12 protein-coding genes and 2 pseudogenes are annotated in these 14,776 nt (G+C 69.6%); 5 read left to right on the top strand and 9 right to left on the bottom strand.

The annotated features are described in order from the left end of the window. Positions 1-2 precede the first annotated feature (2 nt). The 3 genes from ACLJRM_RS15165 to ACLJRM_RS15155 all read right to left on the bottom strand — a co-directional run bounded on the left by ACLJRM_RS15165 (position 3) and on the right by ACLJRM_RS15155 (position 4,242). A complete protein-coding gene (locus ACLJRM_RS15165; protein ID WP_410663544.1) occupies positions 3-2,252 on the bottom strand; it encodes a PQQ-dependent sugar dehydrogenase in 2,250 nt (749 codons plus the stop codon). A gap of 401 nt (positions 2,253-2,653) precedes the next feature. Further along, positions 2,654-3,418 (bottom strand): choice-of-anchor P family protein, encoded by a 765-nt coding sequence (locus ACLJRM_RS15160; protein WP_410663278.1) that lies wholly within the window; start codon positions 3,416-3,418, stop codon positions 2,654-2,656. Between the two features lie 23 nt (positions 3,419-3,441). Then, entirely contained in the window at positions 3,442-4,242 is an 801-nt protein-coding gene (locus tag ACLJRM_RS15155) for a L,D-transpeptidase (RefSeq protein ID WP_410663277.1), read from the bottom strand. A gap of 285 nt (positions 4,243-4,527) precedes the next feature. On the opposite strand from ACLJRM_RS15155, the gene ACLJRM_RS15150 reads away from it, so the two are divergent. The 3 genes from ACLJRM_RS15150 to ACLJRM_RS15140 are packed head-to-tail and all read left to right on the top strand — an operon-like array spanning position 4,528 to position 7,434. Next, positions 4,528-5,619 carry an ABC transporter substrate-binding protein gene (locus ACLJRM_RS15150; RefSeq protein ID WP_410663276.1) on the top strand — a complete coding sequence of 364 codons (1,092 nt, stop codon included), beginning with the start codon at positions 4,528-4,530 and terminating at the stop codon, positions 5,617-5,619. Beyond that, on the top strand, positions 5,606-6,655 hold the full coding sequence (locus ACLJRM_RS15145) for a FecCD family ABC transporter permease (RefSeq protein WP_410663275.1): 1,050 nt from the start codon (positions 5,606-5,608) through the stop codon (positions 6,653-6,655). Before ACLJRM_RS15150 ends, ACLJRM_RS15145 begins: the two co-directional genes overlap by 14 nt. Continuing rightward, on the top strand, positions 6,652-7,434 hold the full coding sequence (locus ACLJRM_RS15140; protein ID WP_410599442.1) for an ABC transporter ATP-binding protein: 783 nt from the start codon (positions 6,652-6,654) through the stop codon (positions 7,432-7,434). The genes ACLJRM_RS15145 and ACLJRM_RS15140 overlap by 4 nt, the downstream gene beginning before the upstream one ends. Before the next feature lie 9 nt (positions 7,435-7,443). On the opposite strand, the gene ACLJRM_RS15135 is transcribed toward ACLJRM_RS15140, so the two are convergent. The 4 genes from ACLJRM_RS15135 to ACLJRM_RS15120 are packed head-to-tail and all read right to left on the bottom strand — an operon-like array spanning position 7,444 to position 11,038. After that, entirely contained in the window at positions 7,444-8,766 is a 1,323-nt protein-coding gene (locus tag ACLJRM_RS15135; RefSeq protein WP_410663274.1) for an MFS transporter, read from the bottom strand. 33 nt (positions 8,767-8,799) lie between these two features. Then, complete coding sequence (locus ACLJRM_RS15130) at positions 8,800-9,942, bottom strand: M20 family metallopeptidase (protein ID WP_410663543.1); 1,143 nt, start codon at positions 9,940-9,942, stop codon at positions 8,800-8,802. Then, entirely contained in the window at positions 9,942-10,619 is a 678-nt protein-coding gene (locus ACLJRM_RS15125) for a DUF1028 domain-containing protein (RefSeq protein WP_101609066.1), read from the bottom strand. Before ACLJRM_RS15125 ends, ACLJRM_RS15130 begins: the two co-directional genes overlap by 1 nt. Next, a complete protein-coding gene (locus ACLJRM_RS15120) occupies positions 10,616-11,038 on the bottom strand; it encodes a RidA family protein (RefSeq protein ID WP_410663273.1) in 423 nt (140 codons plus the stop codon). The genes ACLJRM_RS15125 and ACLJRM_RS15120 overlap by 4 nt, the downstream gene beginning before the upstream one ends. 303 nt (positions 11,039-11,341) lie before the next feature. Here ACLJRM_RS15120 and ACLJRM_RS15115 point away from each other — a divergent pair, with 303 nt between their 5' ends. Continuing rightward, the gene (locus ACLJRM_RS15115) at positions 11,342-12,607 is read left to right on the top strand and encodes a flavin-containing monooxygenase (protein WP_233224274.1); all 1,266 of its coding nucleotides are present in this window, start codon (positions 11,342-11,344) and stop codon (positions 12,605-12,607) included. Between the two features lie 3 nt (positions 12,608-12,610). Here ACLJRM_RS15115 and ACLJRM_RS15110 read toward each other — a convergent pair whose 3' ends face one another. Further along, complete coding sequence (locus ACLJRM_RS15110) at positions 12,611-13,522, bottom strand: LysR substrate-binding domain-containing protein (protein ID WP_101609064.1); 912 nt, start codon at positions 13,520-13,522, stop codon at positions 12,611-12,613. A gap of 16 nt (positions 13,523-13,538) precedes the next feature. Next, positions 13,539-14,056 (bottom strand): annotated as a pseudogene (locus ACLJRM_RS15105) (IclR family transcriptional regulator). A 123-nt stretch (positions 14,057-14,179) separates the two neighbouring features. On the opposite strand from ACLJRM_RS15105, the pseudogene ACLJRM_RS15100 reads away from it, so the two are divergent. Then, a pseudogene (locus ACLJRM_RS15100) lies at positions 14,180-14,772 on the top strand (enolase C-terminal domain-like protein); the annotation flags it as partial. Positions 14,773-14,776: the final 4 nt, after the last annotated feature.

The following is a 14,776-nucleotide window of genomic DNA, read 5'->3' as shown; positions in this document are numbered from 1 at the left end:
GCTCAGCAGGGCTGCAACAGCCAGCAGAGCCGGTACTTCGCCTGGTAGGTCGTCGACGTCCCTGGCGCGACGATGTTCTGTGTCCGCGCGCCACCGTGTGCCCAACCGGTGTAGGCGTACTTCAGGTTGAGCGGTGGCACGTTCTGCGGGCTGTCCGCGCTGATCGAGTTGGTGGATCCGGCGATCACCGTCCGCGAGAACGGCGTGCGCTGCTGGGTCCCGCCGACGGTGAGCATCGCCTGATTCGGGCTGGAGGTGAAGTTCAGGGACACCGTCTTCGGCTGGAGGTCGACGGTCTTGGTACCCGTGCGGCCGCTCGAGTCGGTCGCGGTGAGGGTCAGCTGCAGATATGACGGGTACTCGTGGTCCGGCGCGACGAACGAGCCGGACGCGACGCCCGGGAAGTCCTGGACGTTGTGCGTATGGCAGGTGCCGTTGGCCGCGCAGTGCCGGATCGCGAGCCGCCAGGACAACGCCGACGGCGGGAGCTGTCCGTCCTGTGCGTCGACGGCACGGCCGGAGAACGGCACGGTCTGGCCGACCGACCAGGTCAGCGCACCGGTCGGGCTGTCGATGACCGGCACCGGGTCGAGGCCGACCGGGTTCCCGACGGTCACGCGCACGGTCGTCGTCGCGGCGGCGCCGTGGGAGTCCGTGACCCGCAGACCGGCGTCGACGGCGGCGGCCGTCGTGTAGGTCCACGTCGGATTGGCGGCCGTCGAGTCGTCGTACGCGCCGTCGGCGTCGAGGTCCCAGGCGTAGGACAGCGTGTCCCCGGCGTCCGGGTCGGTGGAACCGGTGCCGTCGAACTGGACCGACAGCGGCGCCGGGCCGCTCGACGGGGTCGCGGTGGCCACCGCGACCGGCGGCCGGTTGGTGCCGCCGGGATGGCTCACCCGGTGGAGTTCACCGCTGCCCAGCGCGACGTAGAACAGGTCGCCGCCCGGACCGGTGAGCACCTGCACCGGTGTGTTGACGCCGGTCACGAAGGGCACCAGACGGCTCGCGTTCGGCTGGCCGCCGACGGTCTGCATGGCCCAGATGCACCCCCGGGAGGAGTCGGAGAAGAACAGCGCGCCGGAGTAGTCGGCGGGGTAGTTGCTCCCGGATTCGAAGGCGATGCCGCTGATCGACGAACCTCCGGTGGGACAAGGGTCGCCCGCCACCACCTTGGCGTTGTGGTTGTAGGCGTAGTACGGCGCGGCCTGCCCGCCGGAGCTGTACAGGGACTCGCACCGGTCGAGGTTCGCGCCGTCGTAACCCGCTTGCCGGGTGGTGCCCTCGAAGCAGGGCCAGCCGAAGTTCTCGGCCACGTTGTCGCCGACGTTGGCGACGCGGTTGATCTCCTCCCAGGTGTCCCAGCCGACGTCGCCCGCCCACAGCTCACTGGTCCCCGGCCGGAAGCCGAACCGGAACTGGTTCCGCGCGCCGTAGGCGATCACGCGCCGGGCGTTGGCGTCGGTGCTGCTCGCGAACGGGTTGCCGGCCGCGCCTTCGCCGGTGTCGGGGTCGAGGCGCAGCAACGCGCCGTTGAGCAGCACCGGCTGCCCGGCGGGGCGTCGAGGCGACTGCGAACGCAGCGCGCCGCCTTCCGCCGTCGGAGGCGTGAGGTTCGTCCCGGCGGGCGAGGGCGGGTCGGCACAAGGGTTCTCGACCTGGCCGTAGTCGGCGAAGTTGAAGCTGGCGCCGTCGCCGCCGCCCGCGTACAGGGCGCCGTCCGGCCCGAAGGCGAGAGCGCCGACCGAGTGGCTGGGGAACTGCTGGCACCAGCCCGTGACCAGCGGCTTTTCGCTGACGGCCGTCCCGGCCGGGCCCATGGTCAGCTGGGACACGCGACCGGTGACGACGCAGCCCTTGTTGGTGGCGCCCGGCGGGGTCGGGCAGGCGTCACCCCAGCGCGGCGCGGTGCCGCCGGGCACCGCGTCGAGGGTGTAGGACACGTAGACGTACGGCCTGGCGGGGAAAGCGGGGTCGACGGCCAGTCCGAGCAGGCCGCGATCCCAGAAGTCCTGTGTCTGCGGACGGAGATCGGCGAAGACCGTCGGCGTCGTGTCGGTGAGCGAGTCGAAGACCTTGACCAGGCCGGATTTCTCGGCGATGAACACCCGGCCGTCCGGCGCGAACGCGGTGGACGTCGGCGAGCTGAGCCCGCCGATCGCCACCGTGTCGGTGAAACCGGCCGGCACCGCGGCTTCGGCGGGCGCCACGGCGACGACCGCGACCGCGAGGGCGCCGACGAGCGGGCCGACCACGCCCACCGCCAACGCGCGTCGTGATCTTCGCGGGAACAGTGCTCTTGCTGAGAACAGCGGACGACGAGAACCCATCACACGACTCCTCCTGCGCAGGGACCGGAAAGAACGCGGTAGCTGTTCCCTATGGCGCGAGAAGCCCGAAAGTTGTTACGGCTCTACGAAAAATGCGCACAAAACGCTAAAGGGAAGGGCCCCGTCCAGCCGGACGGGGCCCTAGGCCGTGTCCTGCAAGTCTTGTTCGTGGTCTCCGCGCCCATGCGGCCCCTGACGGCACGGGCGGATGCGGCCGAGTACGACCCGGTACGAGGCCGATCCGCCCGCACCGTCAGGAACCACCTGGATCACGAAGCCCATCGAACAGACTTACAGGACACGGCCTAAGCGACGATCGAGGCGGGTCAGCCGGTGACGTCGAGGTGGGCCTTGACCGGGGTGGGGGTGGGGGCCTTGCCGTCGGCGGTGGGCTTGTCGCCCGCGGGCTTGGCGGTGGTGGCCGAGGTCGGCGGCGCGCTCGGCTTGCCGCTGGACGGCTTGCCGGTGCTCGGCTTGCCCGTGGGCGGCTCGGTGGTCGAACCGTCGCCACCACCCGCGGCGCAGGTCACCGAGGCGAGGTCGAGCGTCTGGAAGCCGTCGACGCTGATCGACAGCGCGGTGACGGTGATCGAGCCGTCTTTGTGCTCGACCTGCTTGTTCAGCGTGACCGAAGCCAGCCCTTCGACGCCGACGGCGGTGTTCGGCGCGGCGGCGACGTCGAGCTTGACACCTCCGATGCTCGCCTTGGCGAGCGACGAAGACCCCTTGCCGCCCTTGCATTCCGCCTGGACGGCCGACGCGCTGACCAGCGGCTTGCCCTGCTTGCCGCTGAGCCCGCCGAGGTTCACCTCGACGTCCTTGACGCTGGCCCTGGCCGCGCTCTCGCCCGCCTGGGCGTTGAGCAGGGTGACCTTGACCAGTTGCAGCGGCAGGGTGAACTCCGCGAGCGACTTCTGCCGGAAGCCGTCCGAGCCGTCGACCGCGGGGACCGGGTCGATCTTCAGCAGGCCCGAGGCGGACAGGGCGAACGCCGAACTGCCGTGGCCGGCGGCGCCTGCCGAAGGGGCGATGACCGTGAGCGCCACCGCGCTGAGGGCGATGCCGCCGACGAGAGCTTTTCTGGTGAACAAATCACTACCCTTTCGAGAATTGTTCAGACGATGTTGACAATGGCGCCCAGCGGAACCTTCACGAGCTCGTCGAGCGCCGCCTTCGGCACGCGAATGCAGCCGTCGCTGTTCGCTTGGCCCTGGAAACTGTCATTCGGCCACGTGTGGATGCCGACCGTGCCGGGACCGCCGCCGAACGTCTCGTGCGATTCCGAATGCGCGCTCAGCGGCAGGACGATCGGGCTGTACTCGTTGACGGTCTCCTCGATGGACGCCAGCAGGAACGCCCGGCCCTTCGGGGTCGGGTACTCCGGCTTCCCGGTGCCGATCGTCCACTTGCCCAGCGACTCGCCGGACCGTGTGACCTCGAGCGAGAAGGCCGCCCTGTCGACGTTGATGGTGTAGTCGTTCTGGGCGATTTCGACGCGCGCCGGGTCGAGGTGCACCCAGCCCGCGGACGCGTTGGGCCTGGTCGGGAGCAGGATCTCCGCCCACGGGCCCTGTTCGGCGATCACCGGGACCCAGGTCGGGGAGCCCACCTGGACCGACGGGAGCTTGGCGACGGCCTTGCCGCCGACGCTCTGGTAGACGACGAGGTCGTCCTTGGGGTGCACGACCTTGCCGGTGGCCGCGGCACCGGAGTCCTTGGCCGCGTCGGCGAGGGTGCCGAACGTGGTGGCCTCGGGCAGCAGGGTCAGGTCCTCCTGGCCGACCGCGGCCGGGACCGGGGTCACCGGATCGGCGCCGCAGCCCGCGGCCAGCAGGACGATCAGCGCGGCGAAACCGCGGATTCGTGCCCGGTTGCGCTTTCGCGGCCGGGGATGGGCGACATCACAGCTTTCCATACATCCCAATCCCTGAACGAGGAGAATTGACCAGCAGGCAAAGAATGTGTGGCCTGATCAGGCGACGCGACGAGAGCGTAGCGCCACCGGAATACCCGGTGAATCCGGGCCGCGTAAAGAATCTTGACAACGCCTTTTTGTAATGCGCGGACGAAAGCGTGAAGAAGAAATTCGCATACGCGGATGTGATCCCCGGGGGCGGGCGGCCCGTTCGGAGCAGCCCGGCCGCGACGCCGGAGCGCCGGGCCCGGGAACTTTCCGCCACGTCCGCGCGACCTTTGGGACATGTCCTCTTTTGACGGCGCCCGCCTGACCCGGTGCGTCCTCGTGGCAGGCGTGCTGCTCGCCGCCGTCGCGGCCTGCGGCATCGGCAAACCGGCGCCGGCCGCCCAGCAGGCCGACGTGGGCCTGCTGCCTCCCGCCGTGGCGAAACCCACCTCGTACCCGCTGACCATCGACAACTGCGGGCGGAAGGTCACCTTCGACGCGCCGCCGAAACGCGTGGTGCTGCTCAACGGCACGTCGGTAGCCGAGGTGGAGAGCTTCGTGGTCCTGGGGATCCAGGACCACATCCTGGCCAACAGCCAATCCTACGAAGTGTCGGACGAACCGTCCTTCGTGGACAAGATCAAGGCGATCCCGAAGGGGAACCTGAAGCTCAACGAGAACTTCGAGGTCCCGCGCGAGCAGGTCCTCGCCCTCAAGCCGGATCTGGTGATCTCCACCTGGGCGGGCGGGTTCGACGACAAGGTCGGTTCGGTCACCCGCGATCAGCTCGACGCGGCGGGGATCAAGAGCTTCGTCACGCCGTCGAACTGCGCGAACGGCGATCCGAACGCCCGGCCGGAAGACAAGGAGCGGTACGGGAAGCAGTCGGTCGAGTCGTCGTCCGAGCTGCTGCTGAGCCTCGGCGAGATCTTCGACGTCCAGCAGTGCGCCGCCGACCACGTCAACCGGACACGCGCCGAAATCACCGCCGTCCAAAAGGAAGTGGCGGGCAAGGAGCGCAAGAACGTCCTGGTCGTCTACCCGGGGATGTCGATGATGAACAACAACGGCCTGCCCGCGGTGTTCGGAGGCGGGATCTACGACGACATCGTCGGCCGTGCCGGTGGCGTGAACCCGTTCGCGGGCAAGACGAACACCCAGCTCGCCGAGATCAACGCCGAAGCGCTCGCCGCCGCACCTGTCGACGTGCTGGTGATCGGGTTGTTCCAGCCGGGGGAGAAGCCGGACGTGCTGGCCCAGGAGCTGTTCGCCAAGTTCCCCGCCTGGCAGGCGTCGAAGACCAAGACCTTCACCAGCGTCTCCGACAGCATCTACCTCGGCCCGATCAACGCGATCGCCGTCCGGAAGATCGCCGATGCCGCGCGTTGACCAGCGGCGGACACATCTGGTGCAGGGTAAGGGTTTCACCCTCCTGCTGGGCGGACTGACCGTCGCGCTCGCGCTGGCCGTGGCGTTCTCCGTCGGCATCGGCACGGTCGACGTCCCGGTCGGGCGCGTCCTCGCCGTCGTGTGGGCCCATCTGACCGGTGGCACCGAGGGCCTCGACCCGTTGACCGATCAGATCGTGTGGACCTTCCGCACCCCGCGCGTGCTGCTCGCGGCGGTGGCGGGCGCCGGCCTGAGCCTGGCCGGTCTGTGCCTGCAGACCCTGGTCCGGAATCCGCTGGCCGACCCGTACACCTTCGGCGTCACGGCCGGCGCGTCGCTGGGCGCCGTCGTGGTGATGACGACCGGGATCGCGGCGGGGATCGGGGTCGCCGGTGGCGCGTTCGTGGGCTCGTCCCTGAGCCTGCTCGTGGTTTTCGTGATGGCGCAACGCGGCGGCAGGCTGATCGGCACGAGTCTCGTCCTCGCCGGGGTCGCCGTCGCCTACCTCGGGATGGCGGGGACCGGCCTGCTGCAACTGCTGATCGATCCGTCGGAACTGCGCGGAGTCATGTTCTGGCTGCTCGGCTCGGTCGCCGGAGCGTCCTGGTCCGATCTCGCGATCCCGGCGGCCGCGACCGCGGTCACCGGGCTGTGGCTGGCGAGCCGGGGCCGGATGATGAACGCGCTCGCGACCGGCGAGGACACCGCGGCCGGGCTGGGTGTCGACGTCGACCGGTTGCGCGTCCTGTTGCTGGTGGCGGCGTCCCTGCTGACGGCGACGGTGGTGAGTGTCGCGGGCGGCATCGGTTTCGTGGGGCTGGTGGTCCCGCACGCGGTGCGGCTGGTCGTGGGACCGGACCATCGCAAGGTGATCCCGGTGTCCCTGCTGGGCGGGGCGGTCTTCCTGGTGCTTGTCGACCTCGCCACCCGCACGGTGAACAAGCCGAACGAGATGCCGATCGGCATCTTCACCGCGGCGCTCGGTGCGCCGTTCTTCCTGATGTTGCTGCGTGGCCGGAGGAGATCGCTGCGGTGAAGATCCAGATCCAGGGCGTGTCCGTGACGATCGACGACCTCCCGATCCTCGGCGACGTGAGCGTCGAGGTCGGAACCGGAACGGTCACCGGGCTCATCGGCCCCAACGGTTCCGGCAAGAGCACGTTGCTGCGTTGTGTCTACCGGGCGTTGAAGCCGGTGCGAGGCTCCGTCCACATCGGAGAGTCCGACGTCTGGCGGGGCACCGCTCGCGAGGCTGGGAGGCGGACGGCGGTCGTCGTCCAGGATCACGATCTCGACAACGGTTTCTCGGTCGAGGAGACCGTCCTCATGGGACGGACACCGCACAAGGGGATCCTGGAACGGGACAACGGCGGCGATCGTGACATCGTGCGGGACGCGCTGGACCGGGTGGGGATGGCCTGGGCCGCGCGCCGGGTCTTCACGCGGCTTTCCGGCGGTGAGCGGCAACGGGTCCTGGTGGCGCGGGCGCTCGCCCAGAAGACACCGGTCCTGCTGCTGGACGAGCCGACCAACCACCTCGACATCGGCGCCCAGCTCGGCCTGCTCGATCTCGTCCGTGAGCTCGGGCTGACCACCGTGGTCGCCCTGCACGACCTCGACCACGCCACCACCTACTGCGATCGCCTGGTACTGCTCGAAAAAGGCCGGGTCCTCGCGGCAGGGCCGCCCGAGGAGGTGCTGGAGCCGGAGCGGGTCGCCGAAGTGTTCGGAGTGCGCAGCACGATCGTGCCGCATCCGATCACCGGCCGCCCGCATTTCGTCACCGCCGCCGGGACATCGCAGCTCGTCGACTGACGCCCGGAGTCAGTCTTCCGTCTGTGACAAGGACTTTCCGGCCGTCTCGCGCATAGAGAAGGCCGCGACGAGCCCGACCGCGGCGGCGACCATGAGGTACGGGCCGGGGACGAGGGTGCTGCCGGTCGCCGAGATCAGGACGGTCATCAGATACGGCACGGTCCCGGCGAACAGGGCGGCGGTGAGGTTGTAGGCGATCGACAGGCCGCCCTGGCGGGTCCGGGTCGGGAAGATCTCCGCCGACCACACCGCGTAGGTGCCGAGGATCGCGGCGAGCACGACACCGAGCGTGAGTCCGCCGATCCACGTTCCCGTGAGTCCCGTGCGCATCACGAGATACGCCGGTGTCGCCAGGACGAAGAGCGCGATGCCCGCGCCGAGCAGGACAGGCCGTCGTCCGACCCGGTCGGAGAGCCGTCCGAAGGCGGGGACGAGGACCAGGGCGAGGAGCGAGATCACGGTGGACAGCAAGGCGGCGTCACCGGCGGAATGGCCGAGATGGTCGGTCTCGTAGGTGACCAGATAGGTGAGCACCGCGTAGAACGGCACGTGCATCATGGTCATCAGTCCCGCGGCCTGGAACAGCTGCTTCTTGTTGTCACGGAACAACTCCCGCACCGGGCTGCGGGGCACGTCACCGGTCGCCTCCAGCGCGCGGTACTCGGGGGTGTCCTCGATCTTGGTGCGGATGACGAAGCCGATGATCCCGAGCGGCGCCGCGAGCAGGAACGGGATCCGCCAGCCCCAGGACGCCAGCTGGTCTGCCGAGAGACCGAGCGACAGCAGCAGGAACACGAACGACCCGGCGAGGAAGCCCAGCAGGGAACCGACTTCGAGCCAGCTGACGCCGAAACCGCGGCGGTGACGCGGCGCGTACTCGGCGAGGAAGCTCGCCGCGCTCCCGAATTCGCCGCCCGCCGCGAAACCCTGCAGCAGCCGCAGGAAGACCAGCAGCAGGGGAGCGGCGATCCCGATCGTCGAGTACCCGGGCAGGAGGCCGATGACCAGGGTGGCGCCGGACATCACGAAGATGACGATGGACAGCGTGCGCTTGCGGCCGATCCGGTCGCCGAGCGGCCCGAACACCAGCGCCCCGATCGGCCGGATCCCGAAGGAGACCGCGAAAACGCCGAAGACGGCGAGCAGACCGGCTGTGGCGTCGCCCGCGGGGAAGAACACCGACGCGATGGTGCTCGCGAGATAGGCGTAGGCGGCCCAGTCGAACCAGTGCACGAACACCCCGACGGCCCCGGCGGCGATGCTGCGGCGCAGCATCGCGGGGTCGGTGGCGGTGGTGACGAACTCGTCGGGGGGAGAGTCCTGCGTGGTCATGATGCCTCCTTGAACCATGTCGCGCGAAGACGGTCAGGCGGGCTGCCTGACGGCACTGGCCCGGTCCGCACCGGTCCAGGCCAGTGCGATCGCGCCGTCGAGCAGCGCGCGTTCGGCCTCGCCGCCGACGCAGTGCGCGGCGAACTCGCGCTGGTGGTTGATCGCGGGCAGGGAGCCGATGCCGATGTAGGGATGGATGGCGGGCACGACCTGCGAGACGTTGCCCATGTCGGTCGACGCCCGGTTCATCCGGGACGCCGTCCCGCCCGCCGCGAACTCGCGGCCGAGTTCCAGCGCGTTGGTGCGGTAGGCGGCCAGCGCGGTCTCGTCGGCGCGGAACTCGGCGTAGGGCCTGCTCTCCGGCTCGACGCTCAGTTCGCAGCCGGTGGCCAGCGCGCCAGCCTCGAACGCGCGCAGCACGCGCGGCTCCAGTTCGGCGAGCTCCGCCAGCGTCTCGGCACGCACGTACCAGCGGCCGGTCGCGTGCTCGGGGATCGCGTTCGGGGCGTCACCGGCATGGGTCACGACTCCATGCACGCGGGCCGAGGCCGGAAGATGCTGCCGCAGCAGGCCGATCGCGACCTGGGCGACGGTGAACGCGTCGGCCGCGTTGATCCCGGCCTCCGGGTACGCGGCGGCGTGTGCCGACCGGCCGCGGTAGGAGATCTTCGAGTGACTGACGGCGAACGGCCGCGCCTCGGCGACATCGACGGGCGCGGGATGGACCATCATCGCCAAGTCGACATCGGCGAACGCGCCGCGGTCGAGCAGCTCGATCTTCCCGCCGCCGCCCTCTTCCGCGGGCGTTCCGTAGACCTCGACGGTCAGCCCGGCGTCGTCGGCGATCGAGGCCAGGCCGAGCGCCGCGCCGATCGAGCTCGCCGCGATGAGGTTGTGGCCGCAGGCGTGGCCGAGACCGGGCAGCGCGTCGTACTCGGCGCACAGCGCGATCCGGGTGGGTCCGCCGCCGAAGCTCGCGTGGAACGCCGTGTCCAGGCCCAAGTAAGTGGACGTGACGGCGAAACCGGCGCGGTCGAGCAGCTCCGGCACCATCGCGGCGGCACGATGCTCCTCCCAAGCGGTCTCGGGGTCGGCGTGCAACCGTCGCGAAAGCCGGATCAGTTCGTCGGCGTGGCGATCGACCTCGGCGCGGGCCGCGTCCTTCGGCGTCGTCATCATGCGTCGCCCGGCACACCGTAGGACGGCGCCGCGCCGGGGTCGAGCGCGCGGGTCACGTAGTCGTCCCGCTGCGGAAGCCAGACGTCGAGCAGTTCGGCCAGCCGGTCGATCGGGTCGTCTGCCCAGTCCACGCGCAGATCGGTGACCCGCCAGTCCACCCCGGACACCACGGCGAGACCGGCGGAGCGAACGGGACCTTCTTCGCCGCCCGCCGCGAGTCCTGCCTTCAGCGCGGTGACGAGCCGCTGTTCCAGTTCGCCTGCCGAGGAGAGAAAGGCGTCCACAATGGACTTCGGGATGTGTTCGCCCGCAAGCATGTTCCCCGCGGCCACGACACCGTCGGCGGTCGCGGACGCGTATGTTCCGAGCGTCTTGGCGCCGCTGAAGGCGAAGCCGGGCCCGGTCGGGCCGAGCACGGTCAACTGCCGGTACTCGACGCCCGACGTCGCCGTGACCACCTCGGACAGCGCCCGCTCGGCGTCACCGTGCTCGGCCAGCCTGTCGAGCAGGCGCCCGCCGAGCCGCGGGTCCGTGATGTTCTGCGACGAAGCCGCTCCGACGCCGGGCGCCAGATGCGTGACTCGGGCGGCGACGGCGGGGCTGGACGAACTGGCCGCGACACCGAACCGCACGGTGCCACCGGAGACCTCGCGGCCCACGATCGAGAAGGTCATTTCCCCTCCTCCGGGATCACCGCGACGGCGTCGATCTCGCACAGCCATTCCGGCCGCGCGAGCGCGGACACCACCACACCGGTCGAGATCGGGTGCACACCCTTGGTCCAGCGGCCGACGACGCGGTAGACGTCTTCGCGATAGCGCGGGTCGATCAGGTAGATCGTGAGCTTGACCAGGTGCTCCATCCGGCTGCCCGCTTCTTCGAGCAGCAGCTTGATGTTGGCCATCGCCTGCTCGGACTGCGCGGCCGCGTCGCCGATCCCGACGGACTCGCTGGTGTCGAGGTCCTGGCCGATCTGGCCGCGGACGTAGACCGTGCCGTTGGCGACGACGGCCTGGCAAAGGTCGTTGTCGAGGTTCTGCTCGGGATAGGTGTCGCGCGTGTTGAACGGGCGGATGCGGCGATGGACGGTCACTGCTCGGCCTTCCCTGGAAGAGGGCGGCCCGTCGGACGCGGGCCCCGTCGCCACAGCGTGCCGCCGGTATCGGTGTTCTGTACAGAAGATCTTTCAGGACCAATGCATCGATAATTCAGATGCATGGCGGGTAGTGGATGGGTCGGGTTGGTCGTGAGTGGCGTTTCGGGTTCTAACCCGAAACGCCACTCACGACCAACCCGACCGCCCCCTAAATCTGCAAATCAGATCTTGAAGGACGAAAACATCTGTTGGACACAGGCAACACTTCGCGGCCACCATCCAGAGGACGCAGCGAAACGGATGACGAACCTGGAGGTCTGGATGCCGAGCCAAGAGGTGGAGGCTCTCGTCGTGGGTGGGGGCCAGGCCGGTCTGGCGATGAGCGAGCACCTGAGTGGCCACGGGGTGCCGCACCTCGTCGTGGAGCGGAACCGCATCGCGGAGCGCTGGCGCTCGGAGCGGTGGGACTCGCTGGTCGCGAACGGTCCCGCTTGGCACGACCGCTTCCCCGGGCTGGAGTTCGCCGATCTGGCGCCGGACGACTTCCCCACGAAGGACCGGGTCGCCGAGTATTTCGAGGCCTACGCGGAAAAGATCGCCGCGCCGATCCGGACCGGGGTCGAGGTGACGTCGGTCCGGAGGAACGAGGGACGGCCGGGTTTCCAGGTGGAGACTTCGGACGGGACCGTCGAGACGCGCTACGTCATCGCGGCGACCGGGCCCTTCCAGCGGCCGGTGATGCCGCCGATCGTGCCCGAGGATGCCGGGATCCAGCAGCTCCACTCCAGCGGCTACCGCAATCCCGGGCAGCTGCCCGAAGGAGCGGTGCTGGTGGTCGGGGCCGGATCGTCGGGCGTGCAGATCGCCGAAGAACTCCACCGGTCCGGGCGCCGCGTGTATCTCTCGGTCGGTCCTCACGAGCGGCCGCCGCGCAGGTATCGCGGACGTGACTTCTGCTGGTGGCTCGGCGTCCTCGGCAAGTGGGACGCCGACACCCCGCCGCGGGGCGCGGAGCACGTCACCATCGCGGTCAGCGGAGCGCGTGGCGGGCACACGGTCGACTTCCGGGCGCTCGCCGGGATGGGAATCGAGCTCGTCGGCTCGACCTCTTCGTACGACGACGGCGTTCTCCGCTTCGCGCCGGACCTCGCGGCCAACCTCGCCAGGGGAGACGCGGGCTACCTCGCGACTCTCGACGAAGCCGACGCCTACGTCGTGCGCAACGGACTGGACCTGCCCGAGGAACCGGAGGCCCGGGTGCTGGGTCCGGATCCGGACCGCGTCACCGACCCGATCCCCGAACTCGACCTCGCCGCCGCCGGAGTCCGTTCGATCGTCTGGGCCACCGGCTTCGCCACCGACTACGGCTGGCTGCGGGTCGACGCGTTCGACGAGAACGGCAGGCCGGACCACCGGCGGGGAGTGTCCGCCGAGCCCGGCGTGTACTTCCTGGGGCTGCCCTGGCAGGCGCGCCGCGGCTCGAGTTTCATCTGGGGGGTGTGGCACGACGCCAAGCTCGTGGCCGACCACATCGCGACCCATCGGGCCTATCTGCGGTACCGGTGATCGTCAGCGGGTGTAGTGGGTGCGGCACAGCTCCCGGAACTCCTGCGCCCGCCGGGTGAGCCGGGCGCCGCGCATCGAAGCGACGACGATCTCCAGTGCCGGGACGACGTCGGTGAGCGCCAGCGGGACGGCTTTCGAACCCGAGTACGTGGTGTCCTCCGGCGGGCGCTGGTTGAGCAGGGCGAAGCCGTGGCCGGACGCGACGAGCGAGCGGACGGTCTCGTAACCGGTGCTGCGGTGCCGGATCCGCGGTTCCACCCCGGCGTCGCGCAGGATCGCCAGCAGGTATTCGCGGCTGTTCGGGAGGTCGAGCAGCACCATGGGTTCTTCGGCCAGGTCGTGGAGCGACACCTTGCGGCTCTTCCTGCGCGCGAGCCGGTGCCTCTCGGGGACTAGGGCGTACGGGGCGGTGCTGCCCACGACTTCGCGATCGATGTCGTCGTCGAGGTCGTAGCCGTAGAGGAGGGCGAGTTCGGTGCCGCCGGAACGAAGGGCCGTCTTCAACGCGTGATGCTCGCCTTCACGCAAGGACACGTGCACCTTCGGATGCCGGGCTTCGAATTCCGCCAGCAGGCTGGGCAACCGGAACGGCGCGAGGGTGGCGAAGCAGCCGACAGTCAGCGTTCCCACCAGTTCGGTGCCGGACTGCCGCGCCGTCTCGACCAGCTCGGCGCCGTGGGCGAGGAAATTCAGCACCCTCTTGTAGAACGCCTCACCCGCCGTGGTCAGGCTGAGCCCGCGGGCGTGATGGCGCAAGAGGAACTGCACGCCCATTTCCTTCTCCAGCTGCGCGATCGCGGTCGACACGGCCGACTGCGAGACCACCAGTTCCTTCGACGCGGCGGTCATGCTCAGATGCCGGGCCGCCGCCTCGAAGTAGCGCAGCTGCACGAGGGTGAAGGACGGTTCGCTCATGGACGCATCTTGCCTTTCAGTGATCGCGGTAGCCGAGGCCGGCGGAAACCTGTTTTGCCGCACGGCCGGCGACGCGGTTCAGGCCGCGCATCCGGGCGGTGGGCATGTACGGCCGCGTCGCCGAAACGCTGATGGCTCCGGCGATCGCGCCGGTGGCGTCGCGGATCGGCGCCGCCACACAGCGTCTTGCCACTCCGCCGCCGAGTCCAAGAGCAGGGCCATGCCGACACCGGTGCGGGTCAACGGCATCCGGTGCCCGATCCGGGAGCGCATCTCCGCACCCTGCGAGCCCGGCAGTTTGTCCAGGTACAGCACCGAGTCCCCGTCGCGGACGGCCAAATGCACCGTGTCGCGCAGCTGGGCGGCCAGTTCCTCCAGCACCGGCCGCGCGACCACCGGCGGCGGACTGCCGTGCAAGGCCTGGAAACCCAGCTCGACCAGGGTGCGGAGATCGGCCGCGCCGCCGGCGACGGCGCGGATCACCGCGAGCCCGCGGGCGAGGGTCTGGGTGCCTGGCGGCGCCGGGTCGGCCACTCCGCGATCCTACATATAGGGACGGTGTTCGCATTATCGGAACACGCCCTCACGATGTCGCTCGCGACGGACACTCTGAACCGTCGCAGGGATAGGGAAACGATGAAGATCACGTCGGTGGCCGCCACCGTGGCGGAGCTTTCCCGACTACCTGATCGGCAAGGAGCCGGCGCGGTGAAGATGAACGGGACCGAGAAACTGTCCTATTTGGACACTTGGGACAAGGTCGATCGCTGTGTGGCCAACGTGGACGCCGTGCGCCAGGCCGTCGGCCCGAACGTCGGCATCGGGGTGGACTTCCACGGCCGCGTGCACAAGCCGATGGCCAAGGTCCTGCTGCGCGAACTGGAGCCGTACCGGCTGATGTTCGTCGAGGAACCGGTGCTCTCGGAACACATCGACGGGTTCGCGGAGGTCCTCCGCAACTCGCCGATCCCCATCGCGCTGGCGGCCTGCCTCCAGATCGACGCGGGCTGCTACAACGCGACGATCAGGAACAGAGCCTCGGCATCCACTACAACACGGGTAACGATCTCCTCGACCACGTCACCGACCCGTCGGTGTTCGCGTACGAAGGCGGACAGGTCACGATCCCCGGCGGGCCGGGACTCGGTATCGAGATCAACGAAGAGTACGTCGCCGAACGCGCGGCGGAGGGACACCGCTGGCGGAATCCGGTGCGGCGGCACGCCGACAGCTCGTTCGCGGAGTGGTGAGCGC

It is taken from the genome of Amycolatopsis sp. lyj-84, from assembly GCF_046549075.1.
GTDB lineage: Bacteria > Actinomycetota > Actinomycetes > Mycobacteriales > Pseudonocardiaceae > Amycolatopsis.
This window is presented reverse-complemented; position numbering and strand designations above follow the sequence as displayed.

What these genes read in the sequence shown, in the direction of transcription:
- ACLJRM_RS15155 (WP_410663277.1), bottom strand. Translation starts at nt 4,242, where the DNA reads ATGGAAAGCTGTGATGTCGCCCATCCCCGGCCGCGAAAGCGCAACCGG.
- ACLJRM_RS15150 (WP_410663276.1), top strand. Translation starts at nt 4,528, where the DNA reads ATGTCCTCTTTTGACGGCGCCCGCCTGACCCGGTGCGTCCTCGTGGCA.
- ACLJRM_RS15145 (WP_410663275.1), top strand. Translation starts at nt 5,606, where the DNA reads ATGCCGCGCGTTGACCAGCGGCGGACACATCTGGTGCAGGGTAAGGGT.
- ACLJRM_RS15135 (WP_410663274.1), bottom strand. Translation starts at nt 8,766, where the DNA reads ATGACCACGCAGGACTCTCCCCCCGACGAGTTCGTCACCACCGCCACC.
- ACLJRM_RS15130 (WP_410663543.1), bottom strand. Translation starts at nt 9,942, where the DNA reads ATGACGACGCCGAAGGACGCGGCCCGCGCCGAGGTCGATCGCCACGCC.
- ACLJRM_RS15125 (WP_101609066.1), bottom strand. Translation starts at nt 10,619, where the DNA reads ATGACCTTCTCGATCGTGGGCCGCGAGGTCTCCGGTGGCACCGTGCGG.
- ACLJRM_RS15115 (WP_233224274.1), top strand. Translation starts at nt 11,342, where the DNA reads ATGACGAACCTGGAGGTCTGGATGCCGAGCCAAGAGGTGGAGGCTCTC.
- ACLJRM_RS15110 (WP_101609064.1), bottom strand. Translation starts at nt 13,522, where the DNA reads ATGAGCGAACCGTCCTTCACCCTCGTGCAGCTGCGCTACTTCGAGGCG.